Source organism: Prochlorococcus marinus XMU1412, from assembly GCF_017696315.1.
In the GTDB taxonomy this organism is placed as follows: Bacteria; Cyanobacteriota; Cyanobacteriia; order PCC-6307; family Cyanobiaceae; genus Prochlorococcus_A; species Prochlorococcus_A marinus_AF.
The window spans coordinates 499,738-518,662 of sequence record NZ_JAAORJ010000004.1; the positions used below are offsets into that span (position 1 = coordinate 499,738).

Sequence of the window (18,925 nt, forward strand, 5' to 3'; positions counted from 1 at the left end):
AATCAATCTTCAGTTAAAAAATTATCTTCACCATCAAGAGTTTCCATAAGCTTATCAAGTATTCTTGAAGAACTTAATTTATCTGCATCATTTTTTTCACAAATTTTTAAAACATTTTGCGCAACTTGTATTTTTTCTTGAATAGTTTTCGAGCCTTCTTTTGCAATTTGAATTTCTACTTTCTTTTTAGCAGAAGATAAGCTAACACTCATAAGTTTTGCAATCTCTGCACAAATTTTTAGATATTGCCGATCATTTATTGGATACATAAAAGAATTAATAATTAATAAGCTAGTGCCATTTACTAAGATAACAAATGAAGGTTTATGGCATCTACAATTTTCTTACTTGCTCCGGATTCCCCCATTCTTTTTTTTCCAATTTTTGCTTGTTCTAACCTATCAATTTTTCCTTTCAAAAGGAAACTTAAACGTTTTAAAAGAATTTTTTTGTTCTTGCAAACTAAAACACTACCTCCCAATAATCTTGATTGCCTTTTTGCAAATGATTTTGTAAATTGTGGTCCCGGTCCCGGTAGAGAAAGAGATGGAATTCCAAGGCCAGCAATTTGCTCTGTAGCAGTTCCTGCATTGGACAAGCCAACTTCTGCCATATTGGCCCATGAATTGAATTTACCTTTTCCAATCACTACATATTGATCTTTCTTTTTCCATACTGAATCTTCATCAATTAGAAATTTAACTTTACTCTGTTTTATAAAACCATATTTATTTAAATAACTTTGAATTTGAATCACATTCCCATTAGTGCTCAAAGGCAAAAGTATTACCAAATCCTTTGATAAATGAAAATCTTGCAAACAATTTAGAAAATTATCAAGATTTTTAAGAGCTTCAGGGTATCTACTTCCAACTAATAAAATAATCCTTTTAAAAGAAATAATATTTGATATATTTTTGTTTGTTGCATTAACAAAATCCATCATTGGATTACCCAAGTATTTTGCATCAATATTTTTTTTATTCAAATTATTAGCTGTAATTTTATCTCTCATAATTAAATTTCTACATCTTGAAGATTTCATTAAAAACATTTCCCATGGATCCCATTCAGAACCTTTCAACTTATGATAAAAATCACTTAAATCCCAACCTGGTCCGCTACTCCAAGTATGATCACTTTTGGGAGTTCCAATGAAACTAAATTCGCATTCTGAACTCCAAGCATAGAGTAATGGCAAGAAATCGCCCACTGCGATAATTTTGCAGTTATGTTTTGACTTCTGTTTTACGAGTAGAAAATTTCTTAAATTATCGATTAAAAATCCTGCAAAAAAATCAAGCACAAATCCCTTCAGACTTTGATTACTAAAACCTCCACTAGGCAGCTCTTTTAAATATCCTATTTTACGAAAATTCTTTGATTTTATGGAATTAAATACATCTCCATTTCCTACTAACGGCAAAACTTCAATATTTTTATTTTTTATTTTTTTTAGTAATCTTTTTATTATCTCCGATGCGATTACATCTTCTCCATGACCATTGCATATAAATAATAGAGAATACGACACCTTACTGTTAAGATCATAAAGAGACTCAATCGAATCTTTTTCGGCGGCATGGCCAAGTGGTAAGGCAGAGGATTGCAAATCCTTTATCCCCAGTTCGAATCTGGGTGCCGCCTTATTAAATTTTTTTAAGCATTTAATTATGAGGTTTTCTAAGAACTTCAATTTCAAATAAAGGGAATAAAGTTTCAATTACTTGTTGATATATGAAAAAAAAATCTTTTCTTTATTATTGATAAATAATAACTGATATCAATTAATAAAAAAAATTTAATTGTTTTATTAATTATTTTCATCAGATTATTTATATAGAAATTTGAATTATTTTAGTAATCATTATCTGCTACACACATTCCTAAACATCTAACACCATTTGATGCAGTCCTTTTGCAATGATTACATAAAATGGGATCTTTCTCTGAAGTAAGGTTAATTTTTGAATTATTTTGATCTTTAAAACTTATTAACTCTTGTGTTGAATCAAATAGAGTCATTCTTGGAATCATCACTTGGGTCGATACTAACAACAAGTGAAGCATTAGTGTTGGAAGAAGGTATATCCATAATTTTTACAGTTTCTTTAGGTTCATCAACAACTTGATTATCTTCAGTACCTTCATCAACTGCACAAGCTTCAAGAGCCTCTCTAAGTAGTGAATCAAAAGTTGCTCCAGGCAATCTATGTCTAGCAACCTCAAGGAAAGTTCTCGGTAACGATTCAGATGCAGCATCTCGCAAAGCAGGATTATTCTTTCTATGTTCTTGTTCTTCTTCTATTGATTTAATAAACCTCAGTGTGACATCTCTTTTGGTAGAAGCTTTTATCAGCGTATCGTTTTCCGGATTACTAACATTAGGTTCATTTTCGAGATCACTAAGTCTTTTTTCCAAACTATTTAAAACTTCATTAGCTTCTTTACTAATATGCGCTAATTGACCATCGGACAAATTAGGTAAATCAGCGACAAAAACTTTCCCATGATCCCTTAGTGTCAAGAAAGTTGGCCTTGGGCCTTGAGTCTGTCTACCAATTGATTCAGAATTATTACCTATTGGTCTTTTTGGAGGTGTAGGGCCAGCTGAACTACGTCTACGTGTAATTCTTTGATTATTTGCAAAGGGCATTGAATAAAGGTTAAATCTTAATACTTAAACTTCCGATATAATTCGGCGGTAATTTTATTATATTACACCTAACTTTTTCATTTGGGTATAAAAAATAATGTTTTAAAACTCATTTAAAAAAGATAAAAAAATTTAAGTTAAAATTTCTGGCAAAAATTTACTAATTGTTTTTTCATTTTTTCGAACTATCTTTCCAATTTCCCAACTATCTATACCATAATCTTTACAGATACTTAATATCGCGTCCTTAAATTGTTTATCAATAATTAAACAAAATCCCACTCCAAGATTGAAAGTATTCCAAAAATCTTTTTTAGGAATAGATCCTTTCTCTTTAAGGAATTTAAATAAAATAGGTATTTCCCAAGTACTGGTATTGATATAAGGAATAAAATCAGAAGGCATACATCTTGGTAAATTTTCTGGAATTCCTCCTCCAGTTATATGAGACATTGCTTTAATTTCTATATTTTCAGTTAAGATTTGGTTAATCACATTATTGTAAATTTTTGTAGGTTTCAATAACTCATCATAAAAATTTAAGTGAGAAACTTTTTCAAATTCTTTATCTATTTGATTATTGTTTTGAATAATTTTTCTTACTAAACTAAAGCCATTACTATGAACTCCATTACTTTTTAAAGCAATTATTAAGTCATTTTCTGAGACTTTTTTACCATTAATAAGCTTATCCTCATCAACTATTCCAACACAAAATCCTGCAAGGTCATACTTATTTTTCGAATAAAATCCAGGCATTTCAGCAGTTTCTCCACCGAGTAATGAACAGTTATTTTCTCCGCAGCCATGTGAAATTCCCTGAACAACCCTCAACAATTGTTTCTTATCAAGCTTACCAGTAGCAATATAATCCAGAAAAAATAAAGGTTTTGCACCACAAGTAATGATATCGTTCATGCACATAGCGACTAAATCAATACCAACCTCAAAGTGAAAGTTTTTACTTTGGGCTAATTCTAATTTTGTTCCAACACCATCAGTTCCTGAAACAAGAACTGGTTTTTTAAACCTATCGATAGGAATTCTAAACAAACCTCCGAACCCACCAATACCCTCAATCACATTAGATGTATGAGTCCCTTCAACTGCCTGTTTAATTTCGGAAACAAATTCTCGGCCAGCTTTTATATCAACACCTGATGTTTTGTAATCCATGAAATAAAAATGATAGACTTTCCTATATAGATATTCCTCCTAAGATTGCTTTTGTCCAGTAATTATTTATCAAATAGATTTATTTTTTAAAAACAAAGTGAAGAAAGTAATCATAAGGAAAACTGAAGAAATAGAAAATTGGAGGAGAAATATAAATAGTGAAATTAACTTCATTCCAACAATGGGTAATCTTCATAATGGACATATTAAACTAATATCAACAGCAAAAAATGACAATTCTAATGTTAATTTAGTAAGTATTTTTATTAATCCACTTCAATTTGATAACAAGTTAGATTTAGAGAATTACCCTAAAACAATTGATAATGATATAAAAATCTCCTTTTCAAATGGCGCAGATGCCATCTTTATCCCAAGTAATGAAGATATATATCCACCGAATAATAAAAATATTAAATTCCTAAAAGCTCCAAAAGAATTATCTTCTTCATTATGTGGATTAAATCGAATTGGACATTTTGATGGTGTTTGTACAGTAGTTTATAGATTACTTAATCTCATCAAGCCAAAAAATCTTTACTTAGGGGAAAAAGATTGGCAACAACTTTTAATTTTAAAAAATCTTGTTCTAAGAAAGAAATTAAATGTTACTATTAAATCCATTCCTACACAAAGAGATTTTGATGGAATTCCTTTAAGTTCACGTAATGTACATTTATCAAAAAATGAAAGAAAATTGATTAAGTTTTTTTCAAGTGAGTTATTAGAAGCAAAAAAAAAATTTCAACAAGATAAAAAGATTAATTTAAACCAAATAACTAAAAAGCTATCAGCAAAAAAAATTTCAATTGAATATTTAGAACATTTACACCCTCATACACTCCAAAAAGCAAGACTTGAGGATAATATTTCGTTACTTGCTGGTGCGATAAGATGTGGAGAGACAAGATTAATTGATCACGTTTTCCTAATGAAAAGAAGGCCTATTATTGCAATTGATGGTCCTGCAGGTTCAGGTAAAAGTACTGTAACAAAGTTAATAGCGAAAAAACTTAAACTTTTATATTTAGATACTGGCGCAATGTATAGGGCATTGAGTTGGCTTATGATAAAAGAAAATATTGATTATAAAAAAGAAGAAAAGTTACAAAATATTCTTAAAGATATATCTATTGTTTTCAAGTCGAATACAAATTCACATCAGGATGTTTATATTAATAATTACTGTGTTACTGAAGAAATTAGGTCACAAAAGATAAGCTCCATCGTTTCTAAAATTTCCTCAATAAAAGAAGTTAGAAAATTCTTAGTAGAAGAACAACGAAAAATTGGGAAATCAGGTGGACTTGTAGCTGAGGGAAGAGATATAGGAAGTACTGTTTTTCCACATGCAGAACTTAAAATATTTTTAACTGCTAGCATTGATGAAAGAGCAAAAAGAAGAAAATCTGATAAAAATAGTAAAGACTCACAAGAAATAGACCTTCATACATTAAAAGAACTTATAAAGAAAAGAGATTTTGAAGATTCCAATAGGGAAATTTCACCTCTAACAAAAGCGAATGACGCAATAGAAATTATTTCGGATGGATATAAAATTAATGAGGTAGTGGATAAAATTATTGATCTTTATAATGACAAGATTCCTAAAGAGACTGAGATCAAATAAATTCAAGAAATACTCTCCAAAAAACCGTTTACAGAGTCTTCTAAAATATCAAGGACAAAATCGAAGCCCTCATCACCTCCAAAATATGGGTCAGGAACTTCTTGCTCATTAAAAACTGATCTAAAATCTTGAATTTTTTTTATTGATGCAAAACCAGTTGAAGCTGTTCTATTTTTAAGATCTTGAATATTTCTAAAATTTGAATCGTCCATCGCAAGAATATAGTTAAACGCTTCAAAATCTTCGCTAGTAATCTGACGAGCCCTGCTTTTGATATTTATATCTCTTCTTTCTGCCGCAATTCTCATCCTAGAGTCAGCTTTTTTTCCAATATGCCAACTCCCAGTTCCAGCAGAATCTATAATAAAGCCATCTGTTAATCTTTTTTTTTCAAGTAAACTTATAAAAATAGCTTCTGCTGCAGGAGACCTACAAATATTTCCCAAACATACAAAAAGAACAGAAATTTTTTTCATATGATCTCAAACTTAATAAATTATAGGACTTTTAAGTAGTAAATAAAACTTCTTTAATTAAAGATTCAGTAAATTCTTTACCAAACAAACTCGACAACATTGGCCTTGCTGGATCGTTATCTCTTCTATAATTCAAATAATTATTTTGACCGTTTATTAATTCTTTTTGCAGTTCAATATTGGCTTCTTTGCTTTCGAAAAGAATTTCCAAATACAAATCAAGATATTCCTTAAATGAGATATATAGCTGATTAGCAATTAAAAAATCACTTCTTTCTTCTTTTGGTAATTTTGACCAGATTACTCCTGGAGAAAAAAATCTAGATACATCAGCAGACATTTTTTCAGCTAATGGGAGTGATAAATGACATTGATTTTTAAGTTTTATAAGTTTTTCTAATAACTCATTATTGTATTGATTTTGTATTTTTAATGAAGGCTGAAAATCTAATACTAATAAATAACTATTAGGTAGAGAAACAAAATCTACTCCAAAAAATGGGACGTTATAAATAGTATTAGGAATAATTAAAAAATTTAAAACAGAATAATTTGGACTATCTATACACACTGCTCTTGCGAATTTAATTCTTTTTTTATGAGTTACACCCCAAGTAGAGAGATTCACATTTTTTTTCGATTTTTTTGAACCATAAGTTGAATCTTTATAAGAATATTCCGAAGGTATTGTTTTTTCTAAACAGTTATATTTACTTAAATTATTTGTTAAATATTTTAAAAAATTGTGCCATCTCCAATCTGGCCTGTAAAAAATAGTATCTTGTATTAACATTCAATGAATAATCTCATTATTTAATGTAAATAGAAATTTATTGATAAATTTATTTGTCCATTTTTCACCAAAAAAAGATTTAAACAATTTATCTGCAGGGTCTTTTTCAAAACTGTACTTATCATATTTAATTTGATTAATCTTTATTTCTTCTGCATTTAAAAATTGATTAATAGGATTCGATTTATAAATGTTTAAATAATTATGTACAAATAAATGGAATATATTATTTAAATCTCTATCAAGATTTAATTTATTTCCTCTACATATAATAACCCATGGGGAAAAATACTTTTTTGAATCATAAATATTCTTCATTTTATTATTATCAAATGCAGAATATTTATTCTTAATATTTCCTAAACTTGAACAATATTTTTCAAGATATTTGCTTTCTTGAATTAAAGGTTGATAATCAAGTATTGCTAATAACTTTTGAGAAGTTCCAAACCATAAAATATCAGCTCCTAAAATAGGCATTTCACTATCAAAATTAGGATATGCGACCGTATTAAACACTTGCAGTTTTTTGCCACCATCTAATCTTGTTATTCGCCACTTTCTATATTCGGGAGATGAAAAAAGCCAATTTTTAATAATATATTTTGAATCTTCATTGTGATGTTCTTTGAATTCGCTAGATATTTGTACTTCATGTCCATTTAATTCATCAATATTGGTTTTAAGGAAATCAACTAATGAATCAAACATAAATATTAGGTCTCGGTACTTCCTTTCCTAACTTTTTTTGTAATGTAATTGAATACAATCTTGCCTAAAACAGCAATCAAGTTACCTTCAAGCTCCTTAAACATTTTCATATTGTAAGTAAAAGCTTGATTAGCTTCATCAATAATTTGATCAGCAGTCTTTTGATTTATTGGAAGTTGATTCAAAGTAAGGGAATATTCTTCCTTGAATTTCTTTTCGTCAGCAATTAATTCAAACTCATAAAAATTTAAACCATCATTTCCCTGCAAATTTAATGCTTTTTTAGCGATCCTTTTCAAGATTTGCCCCCCAGATAAATCTCCTATATAGCGAGTGTAGTGGTGACCAACTAAGAGCTCTGGTGAATTTTTTGCGACCTCTCGGATTCTTTCAACATATTCTTTTGCTGATTGAGAAATATTAATTTCATTCTTCCAGTTTTCACCAAAATAAAATTTAAGATCATTTATAAGAGTTTCTTTCCTGAATAATGATTTAAAACCTATAGGTTTAATTACGGGATGTTCCTCATTGACCAATCTTTCAATTTCTTCTTCCATAGCTTCATAAACAAAATATAAATCACTAATTAATTTTCTATAAGATTTTTTTTCAACAACTCCTTTTAAAAAACAAGCCACAAAGCCAGTATTTTCTGCCATAGTATGGGATTTTTTTGTCCCTTCTCTTAATTGTCCTGCAAGAGCAACTGCCATATATTTTGAATTATTTTTGTAAGTGTATTTAATCTACAAGGAAAATACATAAAACAGCTAATTTTTGTTACCAGCGGATGTTGTAGAGAATAGCTTATAAAGTTCTTTACAAACCAAAAAAAGATTATCTTTTTGTTCCTTTTGCGGTAGATGAGTCCCAGTCATTTCCCAATCACCGATGGTAGCCACTCTCCATCTCTCGGAGGGAACAATCATACCTCGCATTATTATTCCCAACAATTTCGGAACTCTGCCATTATTATCATTTTCAATTCTTAATTGTAAGAGTATTGCTCTACATTCAATAAGAGGACTCCAACCAGGGAAATGAAACGCAAAGTCAATAGTATCTTGCATAGATTCATTATTTGAATTGTCCCAAGGACTAAAGTTTACGCTTGCATCTGGAAAATATTGCCGAAACAAAGCTGCAGTGGAAGCAATTTTATTAGCTATTTCAACATTACTTGCATTTGAACTCGCATTCATAAGTAGCTGAGTAATTTTTTTGAAAATGACATAATTTGCTTTAACTTGCTTATTAACTACTTTTTCTTTTAATAAAGATGTTGAAATGCTGATCAATAAACTATTCTCTATTCACATTTGAATAATAAATTTCTAGGTTTTAAAGAAAATAACTCATCGCAAATTACAATACGAGGAACTTCAATGAGTTATCTTTTATTAATTCAATGCTATGCCAAAATTTGAAAAATTAACTTTACCTAATGAAGGCGAGATAATAACTTTTAATCAAGGCAAACCTAATGTTCCTAATAATCCAATTGTCCCATTTATTAGGGGGGATGGAACTGGAGTTGATATTTGGCCTGCAACTCAAATCGTTCTAGATTCAGCGATAAAAAAAAGCTATGGAGATGAAAGAAAAATTAATTGGTTTAAAGTCTATGCAGGCGATGAAGCTTGTGAACTTTATGGAACATATAACTACCTCCCTCAAGATACTATTGAAGCAATCAAACACTTTGGTGTAGCCATCAAAGGTCCTTTAACGACTCCCATCGGCGGAGGTATTAGATCTCTTAATGTTGCATTAAGGCAAATATTTGATTTATATAGCTGTGTTAGACCATGCAAATATTATTCTGGAACACCAAGCCCTCACAAAAATCCCCAAAATTTAGACGTTATTGTTTATAGAGAAAATACTGAGGATATCTACATGGGAATTGAATGGGAAGCTGAGGATAATAATTGTCTTGAATTAATTAATCACTTAAATAACATTGTCATACCAAAAAGTAAAAATTTAAAAAATAGATCTATACCAGAGGGATCAGGTATTGGAATTAAACCGGTGAGTAAATCTGGTAGCCAAAGGCATATTAGAAAAGCAATTGAACATGCCAAAAGATTATCTGGAGATAAAAGGCATGTGACTCTTGTTCATAAAGGCAATATTATGAAATATACAGAAGGTGCATTTAGAGATTGGGGATATGAATTAGCAGTAAATGAATTTAGAGAAGATTGCATTACAGAAAGAGAAAGCTGGATTTTAGATAATATTCAGAAAAATCCAGATATTACAATTGAAAATAATGCTCGAAAAATTGAACCAGGTTTTGACAAGCTTACAAATAACAAAAAAGCGTTCATTTGCGAAGAAATTAAAGAAGTTATCACATCAATATCAAATTCTCACGGAGATGGGAAATGGAAAGAACTTATTCTTGTTGATGATCGGATAGCTGATAGTATATTTCAACAAATTCAAACTAGACCTCAAGAATATTCAATTCTTGCGACCTTAAATCTCAATGGAGACTATGTTTCTGATGCAGCTGCAGCAATTGTTGGTGGCCTAGGTATGGCTCCTGGTGCAAATATTGGAGATAATGCAGCAATTTTCGAAGCTACTCACGGTACTGCGCCAAAACATGCAGGCTTAAATAAGATTAATCCAGGCTCAGTAATTCTTAGTGGTGTAATGATGCTTGAATATTTTGGTTGGGATGAGGCAGCTAACTTAATTACTAATGGTTTAAGTAAGGCAATAGAGCAAAAAAAAGTCACCTATGATTTAGCACGCTTAATGGAACCAAAAGTAGAACCCTTATCCTGCAGCAGTTTTGCTGAAGAAATTATCTCAAATTTCTAATTTTAAAAATTATTTTTTATTTTCAAAAACTTTCCAAATATTAACCAGTGAATCTTTATTGCCAATATTTCCAGGATGAGTAACAACGGGAAGTTTTTCGCCATTTTTTAGTTTGTAAGTTACTACTGAAATGCCAGTTAAAATCTGTCCTACAAGATAAACATAATCTGCATTAAATCCTTTACTAAGAATCAAATTTGTTGTTATTCCACCTTTTGAAATCAAATATCCTATTTCATACTTCAAATCTGCGACTAATTCAGCAATAAAACAAGCAAGTAAATTATAAAAATTAAATAGTTCAGAAGAATCTAGAGACATAAATTTTCTTGAGGTAAACAAAACAGGAGTTTTGCCTTTCTCAAAAGAAAATCTAATTTCTTTCAAAAATTTATTTTTAAACAAATTCCTTCGCTTCTGATTGTTATCTGATGAAGTAATTTTAAAGAATTCAAAAACATCTAATTCAACTGGATTGCAATTACTTATCTCTAATAAATTATTCAATTGTATTGTTGAAAGTTCTACATATGATCCAACAATTATCAGTCCTGGAAGAAAACTCTTTTCTTTATTTCTTATTCTTAAATTAGAGAAAAATATTTCACTCTGAGAAAAACTTCTTTTCTCAGAAATTGAACTTATAAAACTTGCTGCAGTTCGAAAAAGGAATTTTTTTTGTTTAATTAATTTTTTAATTACTAAAGAAAATTTTTTTAGTTGAGAATAATTTTCTGCATCTACAACTACATGTTTATTGTTCTTCAAGTTCTTTAATGTTTTAAAAACAATATTATTTTCTTCATCATTTAGCATTTCTATATCTGACAATAAAAGATTTTGAATATCTTCAAAATTTATTTGCGATTTACTCTGCTGAAATAAAAGATTCTTGACATTACTTGTCTTATATCCAAAAATTTTATCTGTTGCAAAAATTGTTTGACTAATAGGAGTTTTATCAACAAAATGAGATCCATTAATTGTTAATCTTTTACCCTCTATGAAGGCTGGAATATGAAAAGTAGCATCAAAAGGACCTAAGCAACTATTTAGAGCAATTGGCTCTAAATAGTTATGTCCTCGAAGAGTAGAGTCTCCTCTACTTATAAAAATAATTTTTTCTTCATAGGCTTGAGAAGTAATTACAGTCTTAAGATTTTTGCAAATTTCCTCTATTGTTAATTTCGCATCATTTTCTGATAGTGACCTTGTATTAGCCAAAATAAAAAATAAATTAGATTTAGATTCAAAACCTTTTACTAAAGTTGAGCAGTCCCACTTAAGCAGTAATAAGCAATCGTGAACAGTTTGAGAGCCTGTGGGATCATCATCTATAACGACAAATTTCATAAGTATTACAAAGTTACTTAAGAGATTTTATTTGTATTGAGGCACTTAAACTTTTACTATCATTTGAAGGAATCATAATATTTCTAAATCCATCAACAAAAGAATTTCGGGGACTAGTCCAAGGTTCGAGACATATCATTCTTCTTGGAGGATCGCTCCAAATAACGCCCAAATCAAAAGGATATGGATGATTTAAAGTTACTTCTCTTTTAAAAATTTTATCTCGAAAAGAGCTTCTACCAAAAGTATACATAAGTAGATCAACTCCTAAACTAATTTTGTTTAATTCATCCAAAGTATTACTTATAGTATTTCTTTCTTGATCCTGACAATTAAGTGGATTATCAACAAACTCTAAATTTTTGAAATCTGAAACATTAAAGTAAGGATGCAAGCCAAAATTTATAGGCATAGCAAAGTCTGTTTTATTATGAATTGAAATTTCAAATTCTAAAGAGTTTATTTTTAAGGTAACTTCTATTTTTAGTTCGAAATCGAAAGGATAATATTTTTTGGTTTTTTTAGATGCAGTTAAGAATAAGCATAAAAATTTTTCATTTTCATTGAAGGAGTATTGCCATTGCATATCCCTAGCGAAACCATGTTGTGGTAATTGCAAATAACCCTTTCCAAATACTGAACTGGAGGTATTGAGATTTCCACAAATTGGGAACAAGATTGGAATGCCTCCCCTAATACTTTTTGTCTTGTCCATAAATCTTGTTTCATCGAAATAAAGTATTTCGTTACCATCGGAAACCCAATTTGTAATAACGCCTCCTCTTTCAGGACAAAATTTAATGTAATTATTTTTATCTAATTGAAAGACAAAAATTCCTTGGTCCTTACTAAATAATTCAAGTTTCACGATTATTACTTAAAGAGAATCAACCCAATCCAAAATATGTTGATTAACTAATTCCGGTATCTCATCATGAGGACAATGTCCTGCATCAAGAATAATTTCTTTTGTATTCTTTGGTGTAAATTTTTTATATAGATTTCTTTTTTTTGGAGTGTTCATCCATGGATCTTTCCCTCCCCAAAGAAGTAATAATGGTGCATTTAGTTTTGCGAATAACTTATCCAACGGCAATCCCTGAGGACCTGATGGGTTAAATACACTTCTAAAAACATTAAAAGCTCCATAATCTAGAGAAGGCTTTCTTATTGACTCAACTAAGAAATCATCAACATTTTTTTTATCAACATAAACTTGATTCAAAGTTTTTTTAATATTTTTTGGATTTCTCATATTCTCAAAAATCAAACGTTGAAGAACAATATTTTTCAAAAATATGCCGGCAACTGTTTCAATTGAAGTTTGCAACATATTTTTTTTGATAGTTTTTTCTTCACTAAAATATCCTGCGGCATTAAGTAATATCACTCCTGCATTTAGCTCATTTAATTCCGCACCAGCTGCTAATGCTGCATAACCACCTAATGAATTTCCAACAACAATTGTAGGTTTTGTTATTTTCTCTTTTACATAAGCTACAACTTGATCCTTCCATAAAGATCCTGAGTATTCAACATCTTGGGGCTTAGGACTTTTTCCAAAACCGAGAAGATCCATCGCATGAACTTCGTATTTTTTACTTAAAGTCGGGATATTGAATCTCCAATGATCAGTGGAAGCTCCAAAACCATGAATTAATAAAATGGCACATTTTTTTGATGCTATCTCAGGCTTAGCTGAAACTGTATATATTGGGTAATCTAAAAAATTCCAGTCATAATTTACACTACTATCTATCAGAGCTGACTTTTCCATCTATTGAAAATTTATCTTGATTGATTCTAATAAACTTATTTCCTAAAGAAGACCCACAGGATCAGCTGCAACATCATCTGAAATTTTGTTGCCATCATTTGGGGGCTTATCTTTTAGAACAATTCTTAAGAGAACAGGTGCAAGAAATGTAGTTCCTATAACCATTAATAAAATAGCTGCTTCAAGAGAAGGAGTTAATAACTTAGCGCTTGTTCCTAGCCCAAGAAAAATTAAACCAACCTCTCCTCTAGGCATCATACCCAAGCCTACAACTAATCTATTTGTAGGTTTATCACTTGAAAATACCCATCCGGCTGCTATTTTTCCAATAATCGCAACAACTAATAAAAATCCTGCAACTACAAGAGCTGATCGGCTTGTTGGATCAAGTGGATTGATAACAGATAAATCCATTCCAGCTCCAACTAATACAAAGAAAATAGTTGCGAATAAGGAAACTAAAGGTAATACAGATTGTTGTATTGCATGATTATTTTTAGAACTACTAAGAATCAATCCAGCTGCAAAAGCACCTAAAGCTGCTTCTAATCCAATTGCTGTTGCGACAAAACAACATAATACAAGTATCACAAAAGATGCCACCACTACAGCTCCAGGAGCTTTCAATCTATCTAACAACCAATCAAATCCTGGCGCTGCTGTTCGACTTAGTGCGATAGCAGCAATAACAAATACTACTGCTGCAGCAACTAATTTAACAATAGGAGCAATTTCTAAAGAACCTCCAGCAGCAAGCGCTACAACAACTGCCAGAATAACAATTCCCAAAATATCGTCTAATACTGCTGCACCAATAACAATCTGTCCTTCTCTAGTTTTCAAATATCCCAATTCACCGAAAACACTTGCAGTAATTCCTATACTTGTGGCTGTCATAGATGCTCCAGCAAAAACTGCAGGAATTAGATCTACTTGGAAAATAAACATTAATCCAAGAGTTCCAAACGCAAACGGTAAAATTACGCCTGCCATAGCAACAGTAAAAGCCTGAGCTCCCACAGCTACAAGTTCCTCTAACTCACTTTCTAATCCTGTTAAAAATAAAAGTGCATATAATCCAAGTGTTGCTACTGCTTGGAGCGAGGGGAAACTTTCGAAATAAACATCAGGTACTGCTTCCGGGGGAATTGAAGCTAATGAACTAATAACATTTACAAGTCCCTCATTTAGTTCAGTTCCCGCTGAAGGCGGTATCAATAAATGGAAACCTGATGCTCCTATTACAACCCCTGCAAGAAGCTCACCTACAATCGTTGGCAAACTTAGTCTTACTAATACTTCTGCTAATGCTCTTGCTGCTAAAAAGATCAATAAAAATCTTATAACTCCGATCAACGTTTCAGCAACTTCTAAATCATGTGCACTTAATTCAGCAAGTAAAGAGTACATTTAAGTGTAAAAAATAAACTACCTAATTGGAAGATAGTTTATTGAGGGCCCACTTTAAGAAATATGTAAGAAAAAAGCAAAAATACTCAACAAGTGTGGATCTGAAGTTACAACAAAGAAATTTTCTTAAAAATGGCTATTGTCTGTTATATGGCTAATCCAATGAATTCCAACGAACCCTTTGATCTGCGCTTGCCTACACCAGGCTGCTATTTAGATCCTGAGAAAGCTGGGATGGATTCAGATGCTGTTTTTCAAGGAATGACAGCCCATCTTTTCTACACTCTTGGAAAGTTAGCAACCTCTGCAAGTCCTCACGACTTATATATGGCTTTGAGTTACGCAGTGAAAGATAGGCTAATGACAAGATACTTGGCTAGCCAAGAGGTCATAAGAAAAAAACCACAAAAAACTGTAGCTTACTTATCGGCAGAATTTTTAATAGGTCCTCAATTAAGTAATAACCTCCTCAATCTTGGCATAACTCAAGAAGCGGAAGATGCATTAAAAAGATTTGGTATTGAATCTTTATCAACAATACTCGAAGTAGAGGAAGAGCCTGGATTAGGTAATGGCGGTCTTGGTAGACTTGCTGCATGTTATATGGAATCATTAGCATCTCTACAAGTACCAGCAGTTGGTTATGGTATTCGCTACGAATTTGGCATATTCAATCAATTAATCAGAGATGGTTGGCAAGTTGAAGTTACTGACAAATGGCTAAAAGGTGGATGGCCTTGGGAACTTCCACAACCCGATGAATCATGTTTTGTTGGCTTTGGAGGAAGAACTGAAAGTTACAGAGATGATAAAGGACACTACAGATCAAGATGGATACCTTCTGAACATGCAATAGGTGTCCCTCATGATGTTCCAGTCTTAGGATACAGGGTAAATACATGTGACAGATTAAGATTATGGAGAGCTGATGCAACAGAAAGTTTTGACTTTTATGCTTTCAATATTGGTGATTACTATGGAGCAGTAGAAGAAAAAGTTGCCTCTGAAACTCTTTCAAAAGTACTATATCCAAATGATGGAACCGACGAAGGTAGAAGATTAAGACTCAAGCAACAACACTTTTTTGTAAGTTGTTCACTTCAGGATATGTTGAGAAGCCTTGAGAAAAGATCAATACCAATAACAGAATTTTCTAAGCATTGGACAGTCCAATTGAATGATACCCATCCAGCCATAGCAGTTGCAGAATTAATGCGACTTCTTATTGACCAGTATCAGATAGGTTGGGATAAAGCTTGGAATATAACAACTTCCTCAGTTGCATATACCAACCACACCTTACTGCCAGAAGCTTTAGAGAAATGGGATTTAAATTTATTTAATGATCTTCTTCCTCGACATTTAGAAATTATTTATGAAATTAATTGGAGATTTCTACAACAATTAAGACTACGTTATCCTGGTGATGACAAAATCCTTCAAAAACTCTCAATAATTGATGAAGAAGGCTCCAAATCAGTTCGGATGGCTCATTTAGCCACAATCGGGGCACATCATATTAATGGTGTCGCAGCTCTTCACTCAGATCTAATCAAAAGACAACTTCTTCCAGAATTCGCAGCTCTATGGCCTGATAAATTTACAAATGTAACTAATGGAGTTACTCCAAGGAGATGGGTTGCGCTATCTAATCCATCACTATCGAACCTTTTAGAAGAAGAAGTTGGTCCAAACTGGATAACAAATATGGAACTTCTTAAGAAGTTAGAAGTAAAAAAAGATGACAACAATTTTTTACAAAAATTTGAGGAAACTAAATTAAATGGCAAAAGAAAATTAGCTAGCTTTATCCATTCGAAAACTGGCATACTAGTGAATCCATCAAGTTTATTTGATGTTCAAGTAAAAAGAATTCATCAATATAAAAGGCAACACTTAAACGCCCTACAAATTATTGCCCAATATTTAAGAATCAAAAATGGTACAAACAAGTATGAAGTCCCAAGAACAATAATATTCGGAGGTAAAGCTGCACCCGGTTACTTTATGGCAAAGCTAATGATTCGATTTATTAATGGTATAGCTGATGTAGTTAATTCTGATCCAGATATGGATGGCTTATTAAGGGTTGTTTTTCTACCAGACTACAACGTTAAACTTGGTGAAATAGTCTATCCCGCGACAGATCTTTCAGAACAAATTTCAACTGCTGGAAAAGAAGCATCTGGAACTGGAAATATGAAGTTTGCAATGAATGGTGCGTTAACTATTGGAACCTTAGATGGAGCAAATGTGGAATTAAGAGATCTTGTTAAAAAAGAGAATTTCTTTCTTTTTGGTAAAACTGAAAGCGAAATTATGGATTTAAAAAATAATAATTACTCTCCCAAAACTTTTATTGATCAATGTCCGGAGCTTAAAGAGGTTATACGTCTAATTGAAATTGGGCACTTTAGCAATGGGGATAAAGAATTATTTAAACCTTTATTAAATAGCTTGACTGGACATGACCCATTTTTTGTTATGGCTGACTTTGAAGACTACTTAAATGAACAGGATGTAGTTAGTGAATGTTGGAATAATAAAAAATCTTGGAATAAAATGGCATTATTAAATACTGCTAGATCAGGATATTTTTCTTCAGATAGATCTATTAGAGAGTACTGTAAATCTATTTGGAAGGTCTCACCAATGCCGGTAGAAATTACTTGCGATGTCGAAGAATTATCTAATTAATATTTTTCTTATCTGGTGAATCTGGAGTTTGATGAAATAATCTATTCAAAATTAATCTATCCATGTTTAATGGGTCTGGAGCCAATTGATTTGCAATTTCTTTAAATTTTGATTCGATATTGTTTGAAATTTTTGTATCAAATATTCTTTCCATTAATGCCTCAATTGAATATAAATAGGCATTAACACTTTCAAGTTCATCTAAAGCTTCATTAATTTCTGTATCAGAGATATGTTTATCTTCAGGACTTATATCTTCGTTTGATCCTCTTTCAGATAATTCTTTCTGCAACTCATCAGTAACCTTAGTACAGAGAGTTCTGAAAGATTGTATAGATGCCCAATTCAATTCTTGTTGCTGCTTAAAAGTAGGAAATTCTCTAATCAGACGATCATGCTCTTTATAAAATCTCTGACAATCAGAGCATTGACATGGTTCTTCAGCCAAAAGAAAATATTATTCTTTTTATATCATCTCACTAATTGGGCAAAATTGTAGGGCCATCCAACAATTCGTCATTTTCATCGAGTGAATCTGGACTATCTGGCAAAGGTATCTCAATACTTGTAACCAAATTAATAACATCTCTTAGTCTCATAGAATCAGCAAACCATCCCATTGCTTGCTCGGCATCACCTCTTTTTTCAGCATCACTTGCTTGATCTTCGTGAGCTTCCGCCAAAAGAGCCAGCCAGCACAAGCATCTTGCTTGAACTATTGAAAGATCTAAATCATTAGGTTGGGATTTAGAAATGCGTTCATGCTCTTGTTGGATTAAGAGCTTTAAACGCATATCATGCAACTTAGCCATAAAAGATTTACTACTAACTATACGCTAGCTAGAGAGTAGCAAGTTTGCACACATACTACATATAGTTTTTTATTTTTACGGGACTGGCGGGAGTCGAACCCACGACCTACGGTTTAGGAAACCGTTGCTCTATCCTGCTGAGCTACAGCCCCAATAGATGATTTTTGGAGTATTAAGCATTATGCTAAATGAAAGCAGGAGAGGCAATCGCAAGAAAGTTTTATTTTGTTTCCAAAATAAAACTTTCTTGAGGAAAGTCCGGGCTCCCACATGGTCAGGCTTGCTGGGTAATTCCCAGTGCGGGCAACCGTGAGGATAGTGCCACAGAAACATACCGCCGAATACTTTATGTATGGTAAGGGTGCAAGGGTGTGGTAAGAGCGCACCAGCAACATTGAGAAGTGTTGGCTAGGTAAACCCCGGCTGGGAGCAAGGCTTAGTAGATTTATGACCATTAAACAATCTACTTTTAAGCGCCGCTTGAGACTGTGAAGTAATTCCAGTTCTAGATAGATGATTGCCCATCTTATTAATAAAGATGAACAGAACCCGGCTTATGACCTGCTTTCTAATTATTGTGATTATTCAAATCA

Annotated in this window: 19 protein-coding genes, 2 tRNA genes and 1 other RNA gene; 5 read left to right on the forward strand and 17 right to left on the reverse strand. The window is 31.8% G+C overall.

Features of this window, described 5'->3' with window-relative positions; all coding sequences use genetic code 11:
* Window positions 1–2: 2 nt before the first annotated feature.
* Both HA152_RS09250 and HA152_RS09255 read right to left on the reverse strand, forming a co-directional pair.
* Window positions 3–269, reverse strand: coding sequence for a hypothetical protein (locus tag HA152_RS09250; protein ID WP_209135720.1), 267 nt, complete (start codon window positions 267–269; stop codon window positions 3–5).
* Between the two features lie 35 nt (window positions 270–304).
* On the reverse strand, window positions 305–1,534 hold the full coding sequence (locus HA152_RS09255; RefSeq protein WP_308789027.1) for a lipid-A-disaccharide synthase-related protein: 1,230 nt from the start codon (window positions 1,532–1,534) through the stop codon (window positions 305–307).
* A gap of 42 nt (window positions 1,535–1,576) precedes the next feature.
* Here HA152_RS09255 and HA152_RS09260 point away from each other — a divergent pair.
* Window positions 1,577–1,647: transfer RNA gene (locus HA152_RS09260), tRNA-Cys, on the forward strand.
* A 210-nt stretch (window positions 1,648–1,857) separates the two neighbouring features.
* Here HA152_RS09260 and HA152_RS09265 read toward each other — a convergent pair.
* The 3 genes from HA152_RS09265 to purM all read right to left on the reverse strand — a co-directional run bounded on the left by HA152_RS09265 (window position 1,858) and on the right by purM (window position 3,832).
* Window positions 1,858–2,025, reverse strand: a complete 168-nt coding sequence (locus HA152_RS09265) for a hypothetical protein (RefSeq protein WP_179850891.1) — start codon at window positions 2,023–2,025, stop codon at window positions 1,858–1,860.
* A complete protein-coding gene (locus HA152_RS09270; protein ID WP_209135722.1) occupies window positions 2,012–2,656 on the reverse strand; it encodes a histidine phosphotransferase in 645 nt (214 codons plus the stop codon). The genes HA152_RS09265 and HA152_RS09270 overlap by 14 nt, the downstream gene beginning before the upstream one ends.
* Window positions 2,657–2,788: 132 nt before the next feature.
* Window positions 2,789–3,832 (reverse strand): phosphoribosylformylglycinamidine cyclo-ligase, encoded by a 1,044-nt coding sequence (gene purM / locus HA152_RS09275; RefSeq protein WP_209135724.1) that lies wholly within the window; start codon window positions 3,830–3,832, stop codon window positions 2,789–2,791.
* Between the two features lie 97 nt (window positions 3,833–3,929).
* On the opposite strand from purM, the gene HA152_RS09280 reads away from it, so the two are divergent.
* The gene (locus HA152_RS09280) at window positions 3,930–5,462 is read left to right on the forward strand and encodes a bifunctional pantoate--beta-alanine ligase/(d)CMP kinase (protein ID WP_209135726.1); all 1,533 of its coding nucleotides are present in this window, start codon (window positions 3,930–3,932) and stop codon (window positions 5,460–5,462) included.
* Between the two features lie 2 nt (window positions 5,463–5,464).
* On the opposite strand, the gene HA152_RS09285 is transcribed toward HA152_RS09280, so the two are convergent.
* From HA152_RS09285 to HA152_RS09305, 5 genes are read right to left on the reverse strand one after another with little or no spacing between them, the layout of a single operon-like run.
* Complete coding sequence (locus HA152_RS09285; protein ID WP_209135728.1) at window positions 5,465–5,938, reverse strand: low molecular weight protein-tyrosine-phosphatase; 474 nt, start codon at window positions 5,936–5,938, stop codon at window positions 5,465–5,467.
* Window positions 5,939–5,969: 31 nt separating this feature from the next.
* On the reverse strand, window positions 5,970–6,731 hold the full coding sequence (locus tag HA152_RS09290) for a phycoerythrobilin:ferredoxin oxidoreductase (RefSeq protein WP_209135730.1): 762 nt from the start codon (window positions 6,729–6,731) through the stop codon (window positions 5,970–5,972).
* Window positions 6,732–7,442, reverse strand: coding sequence for a 15,16-dihydrobiliverdin:ferredoxin oxidoreductase (locus tag HA152_RS09295; RefSeq protein ID WP_209135732.1), 711 nt, complete (start codon window positions 7,440–7,442; stop codon window positions 6,732–6,734).
* A 5-nt stretch (window positions 7,443–7,447) separates the two neighbouring features.
* Entirely contained in the window at window positions 7,448–8,158 is a 711-nt protein-coding gene (locus HA152_RS09300) for a heme oxygenase (biliverdin-producing) (protein WP_209135734.1), read from the reverse strand.
* Between the two features lie 57 nt (window positions 8,159–8,215).
* Window positions 8,216–8,647 carry a hypothetical protein gene (locus HA152_RS09305; protein WP_209135849.1) on the reverse strand — a complete coding sequence of 144 codons (432 nt, stop codon included), beginning with the start codon at window positions 8,645–8,647 and terminating at the stop codon, window positions 8,216–8,218.
* 211 nt (window positions 8,648–8,858) lie between these two features.
* On the opposite strand from HA152_RS09305, the gene HA152_RS09310 reads away from it, so the two are divergent.
* Entirely contained in the window at window positions 8,859–10,283 is a 1,425-nt protein-coding gene (locus HA152_RS09310) for an NADP-dependent isocitrate dehydrogenase (protein ID WP_209135736.1), read from the forward strand.
* 9 nt (window positions 10,284–10,292) lie between these two features.
* Here the strand turns inward: HA152_RS09310 and HA152_RS09315 are convergent, their stop codons facing one another.
* From HA152_RS09315 to HA152_RS09330, 4 genes are read right to left on the reverse strand one after another with little or no spacing between them, the layout of a single operon-like run.
* The gene (locus HA152_RS09315) at window positions 10,293–11,636 is read right to left on the reverse strand and encodes a four-carbon acid sugar kinase family protein (RefSeq protein ID WP_209135738.1); all 1,344 of its coding nucleotides are present in this window, start codon (window positions 11,634–11,636) and stop codon (window positions 10,293–10,295) included.
* 13 nt (window positions 11,637–11,649) lie between these two features.
* Window positions 11,650–12,504 (reverse strand): galactose mutarotase, encoded by an 855-nt coding sequence (locus HA152_RS09320; RefSeq protein ID WP_209135739.1) that lies wholly within the window; start codon window positions 12,502–12,504, stop codon window positions 11,650–11,652.
* A 9-nt stretch (window positions 12,505–12,513) separates the two neighbouring features.
* Window positions 12,514–13,413: an alpha/beta fold hydrolase gene (locus HA152_RS09325; protein ID WP_209135740.1), complete on the reverse strand. Its 900-nt coding sequence runs from the start codon at window positions 13,411–13,413 to the stop codon at window positions 12,514–12,516.
* A 42-nt stretch (window positions 13,414–13,455) separates the two neighbouring features.
* Window positions 13,456–14,823 carry a cation:proton antiporter gene (locus HA152_RS09330; RefSeq protein ID WP_002805629.1) on the reverse strand — a complete coding sequence of 456 codons (1,368 nt, stop codon included), beginning with the start codon at window positions 14,821–14,823 and terminating at the stop codon, window positions 13,456–13,458.
* A 150-nt stretch (window positions 14,824–14,973) separates the two neighbouring features.
* On the opposite strand from HA152_RS09330, the gene HA152_RS09335 reads away from it, so the two are divergent.
* Window positions 14,974–17,520, forward strand: coding sequence for a glycogen/starch/alpha-glucan phosphorylase (locus tag HA152_RS09335; protein ID WP_209135850.1), 2,547 nt, complete (start codon window positions 14,974–14,976; stop codon window positions 17,518–17,520).
* Here HA152_RS09335 and HA152_RS09340 read toward each other — a convergent pair.
* The 3 genes from HA152_RS09340 to HA152_RS09350 all read right to left on the reverse strand — a co-directional run bounded on the left by HA152_RS09340 (window position 17,513) and on the right by HA152_RS09350 (window position 18,484).
* Window positions 17,513–17,968 (reverse strand): hypothetical protein, encoded by a 456-nt coding sequence (locus HA152_RS09340; RefSeq protein ID WP_209135741.1) that lies wholly within the window; start codon window positions 17,966–17,968, stop codon window positions 17,513–17,515. The genes HA152_RS09335 and HA152_RS09340 overlap by 8 nt on opposite strands.
* Window positions 17,969–17,999: 31 nt before the next feature.
* A complete protein-coding gene (locus tag HA152_RS09345) occupies window positions 18,000–18,332 on the reverse strand; it encodes a hypothetical protein (RefSeq protein ID WP_209135742.1) in 333 nt (110 codons plus the stop codon).
* A gap of 78 nt (window positions 18,333–18,410) precedes the next feature.
* Window positions 18,411–18,484 (reverse strand) — tRNA-Arg (locus HA152_RS09350).
* 38 nt (window positions 18,485–18,522) lie between these two features.
* Between HA152_RS09350 and rnpB the strand changes: the two genes are divergently transcribed.
* Window positions 18,523–18,905, forward strand: an RNA gene (rnpB, locus tag HA152_RS09355) — RNase P RNA component class A.
* Window positions 18,906–18,925 lie beyond the last annotated feature (20 nt).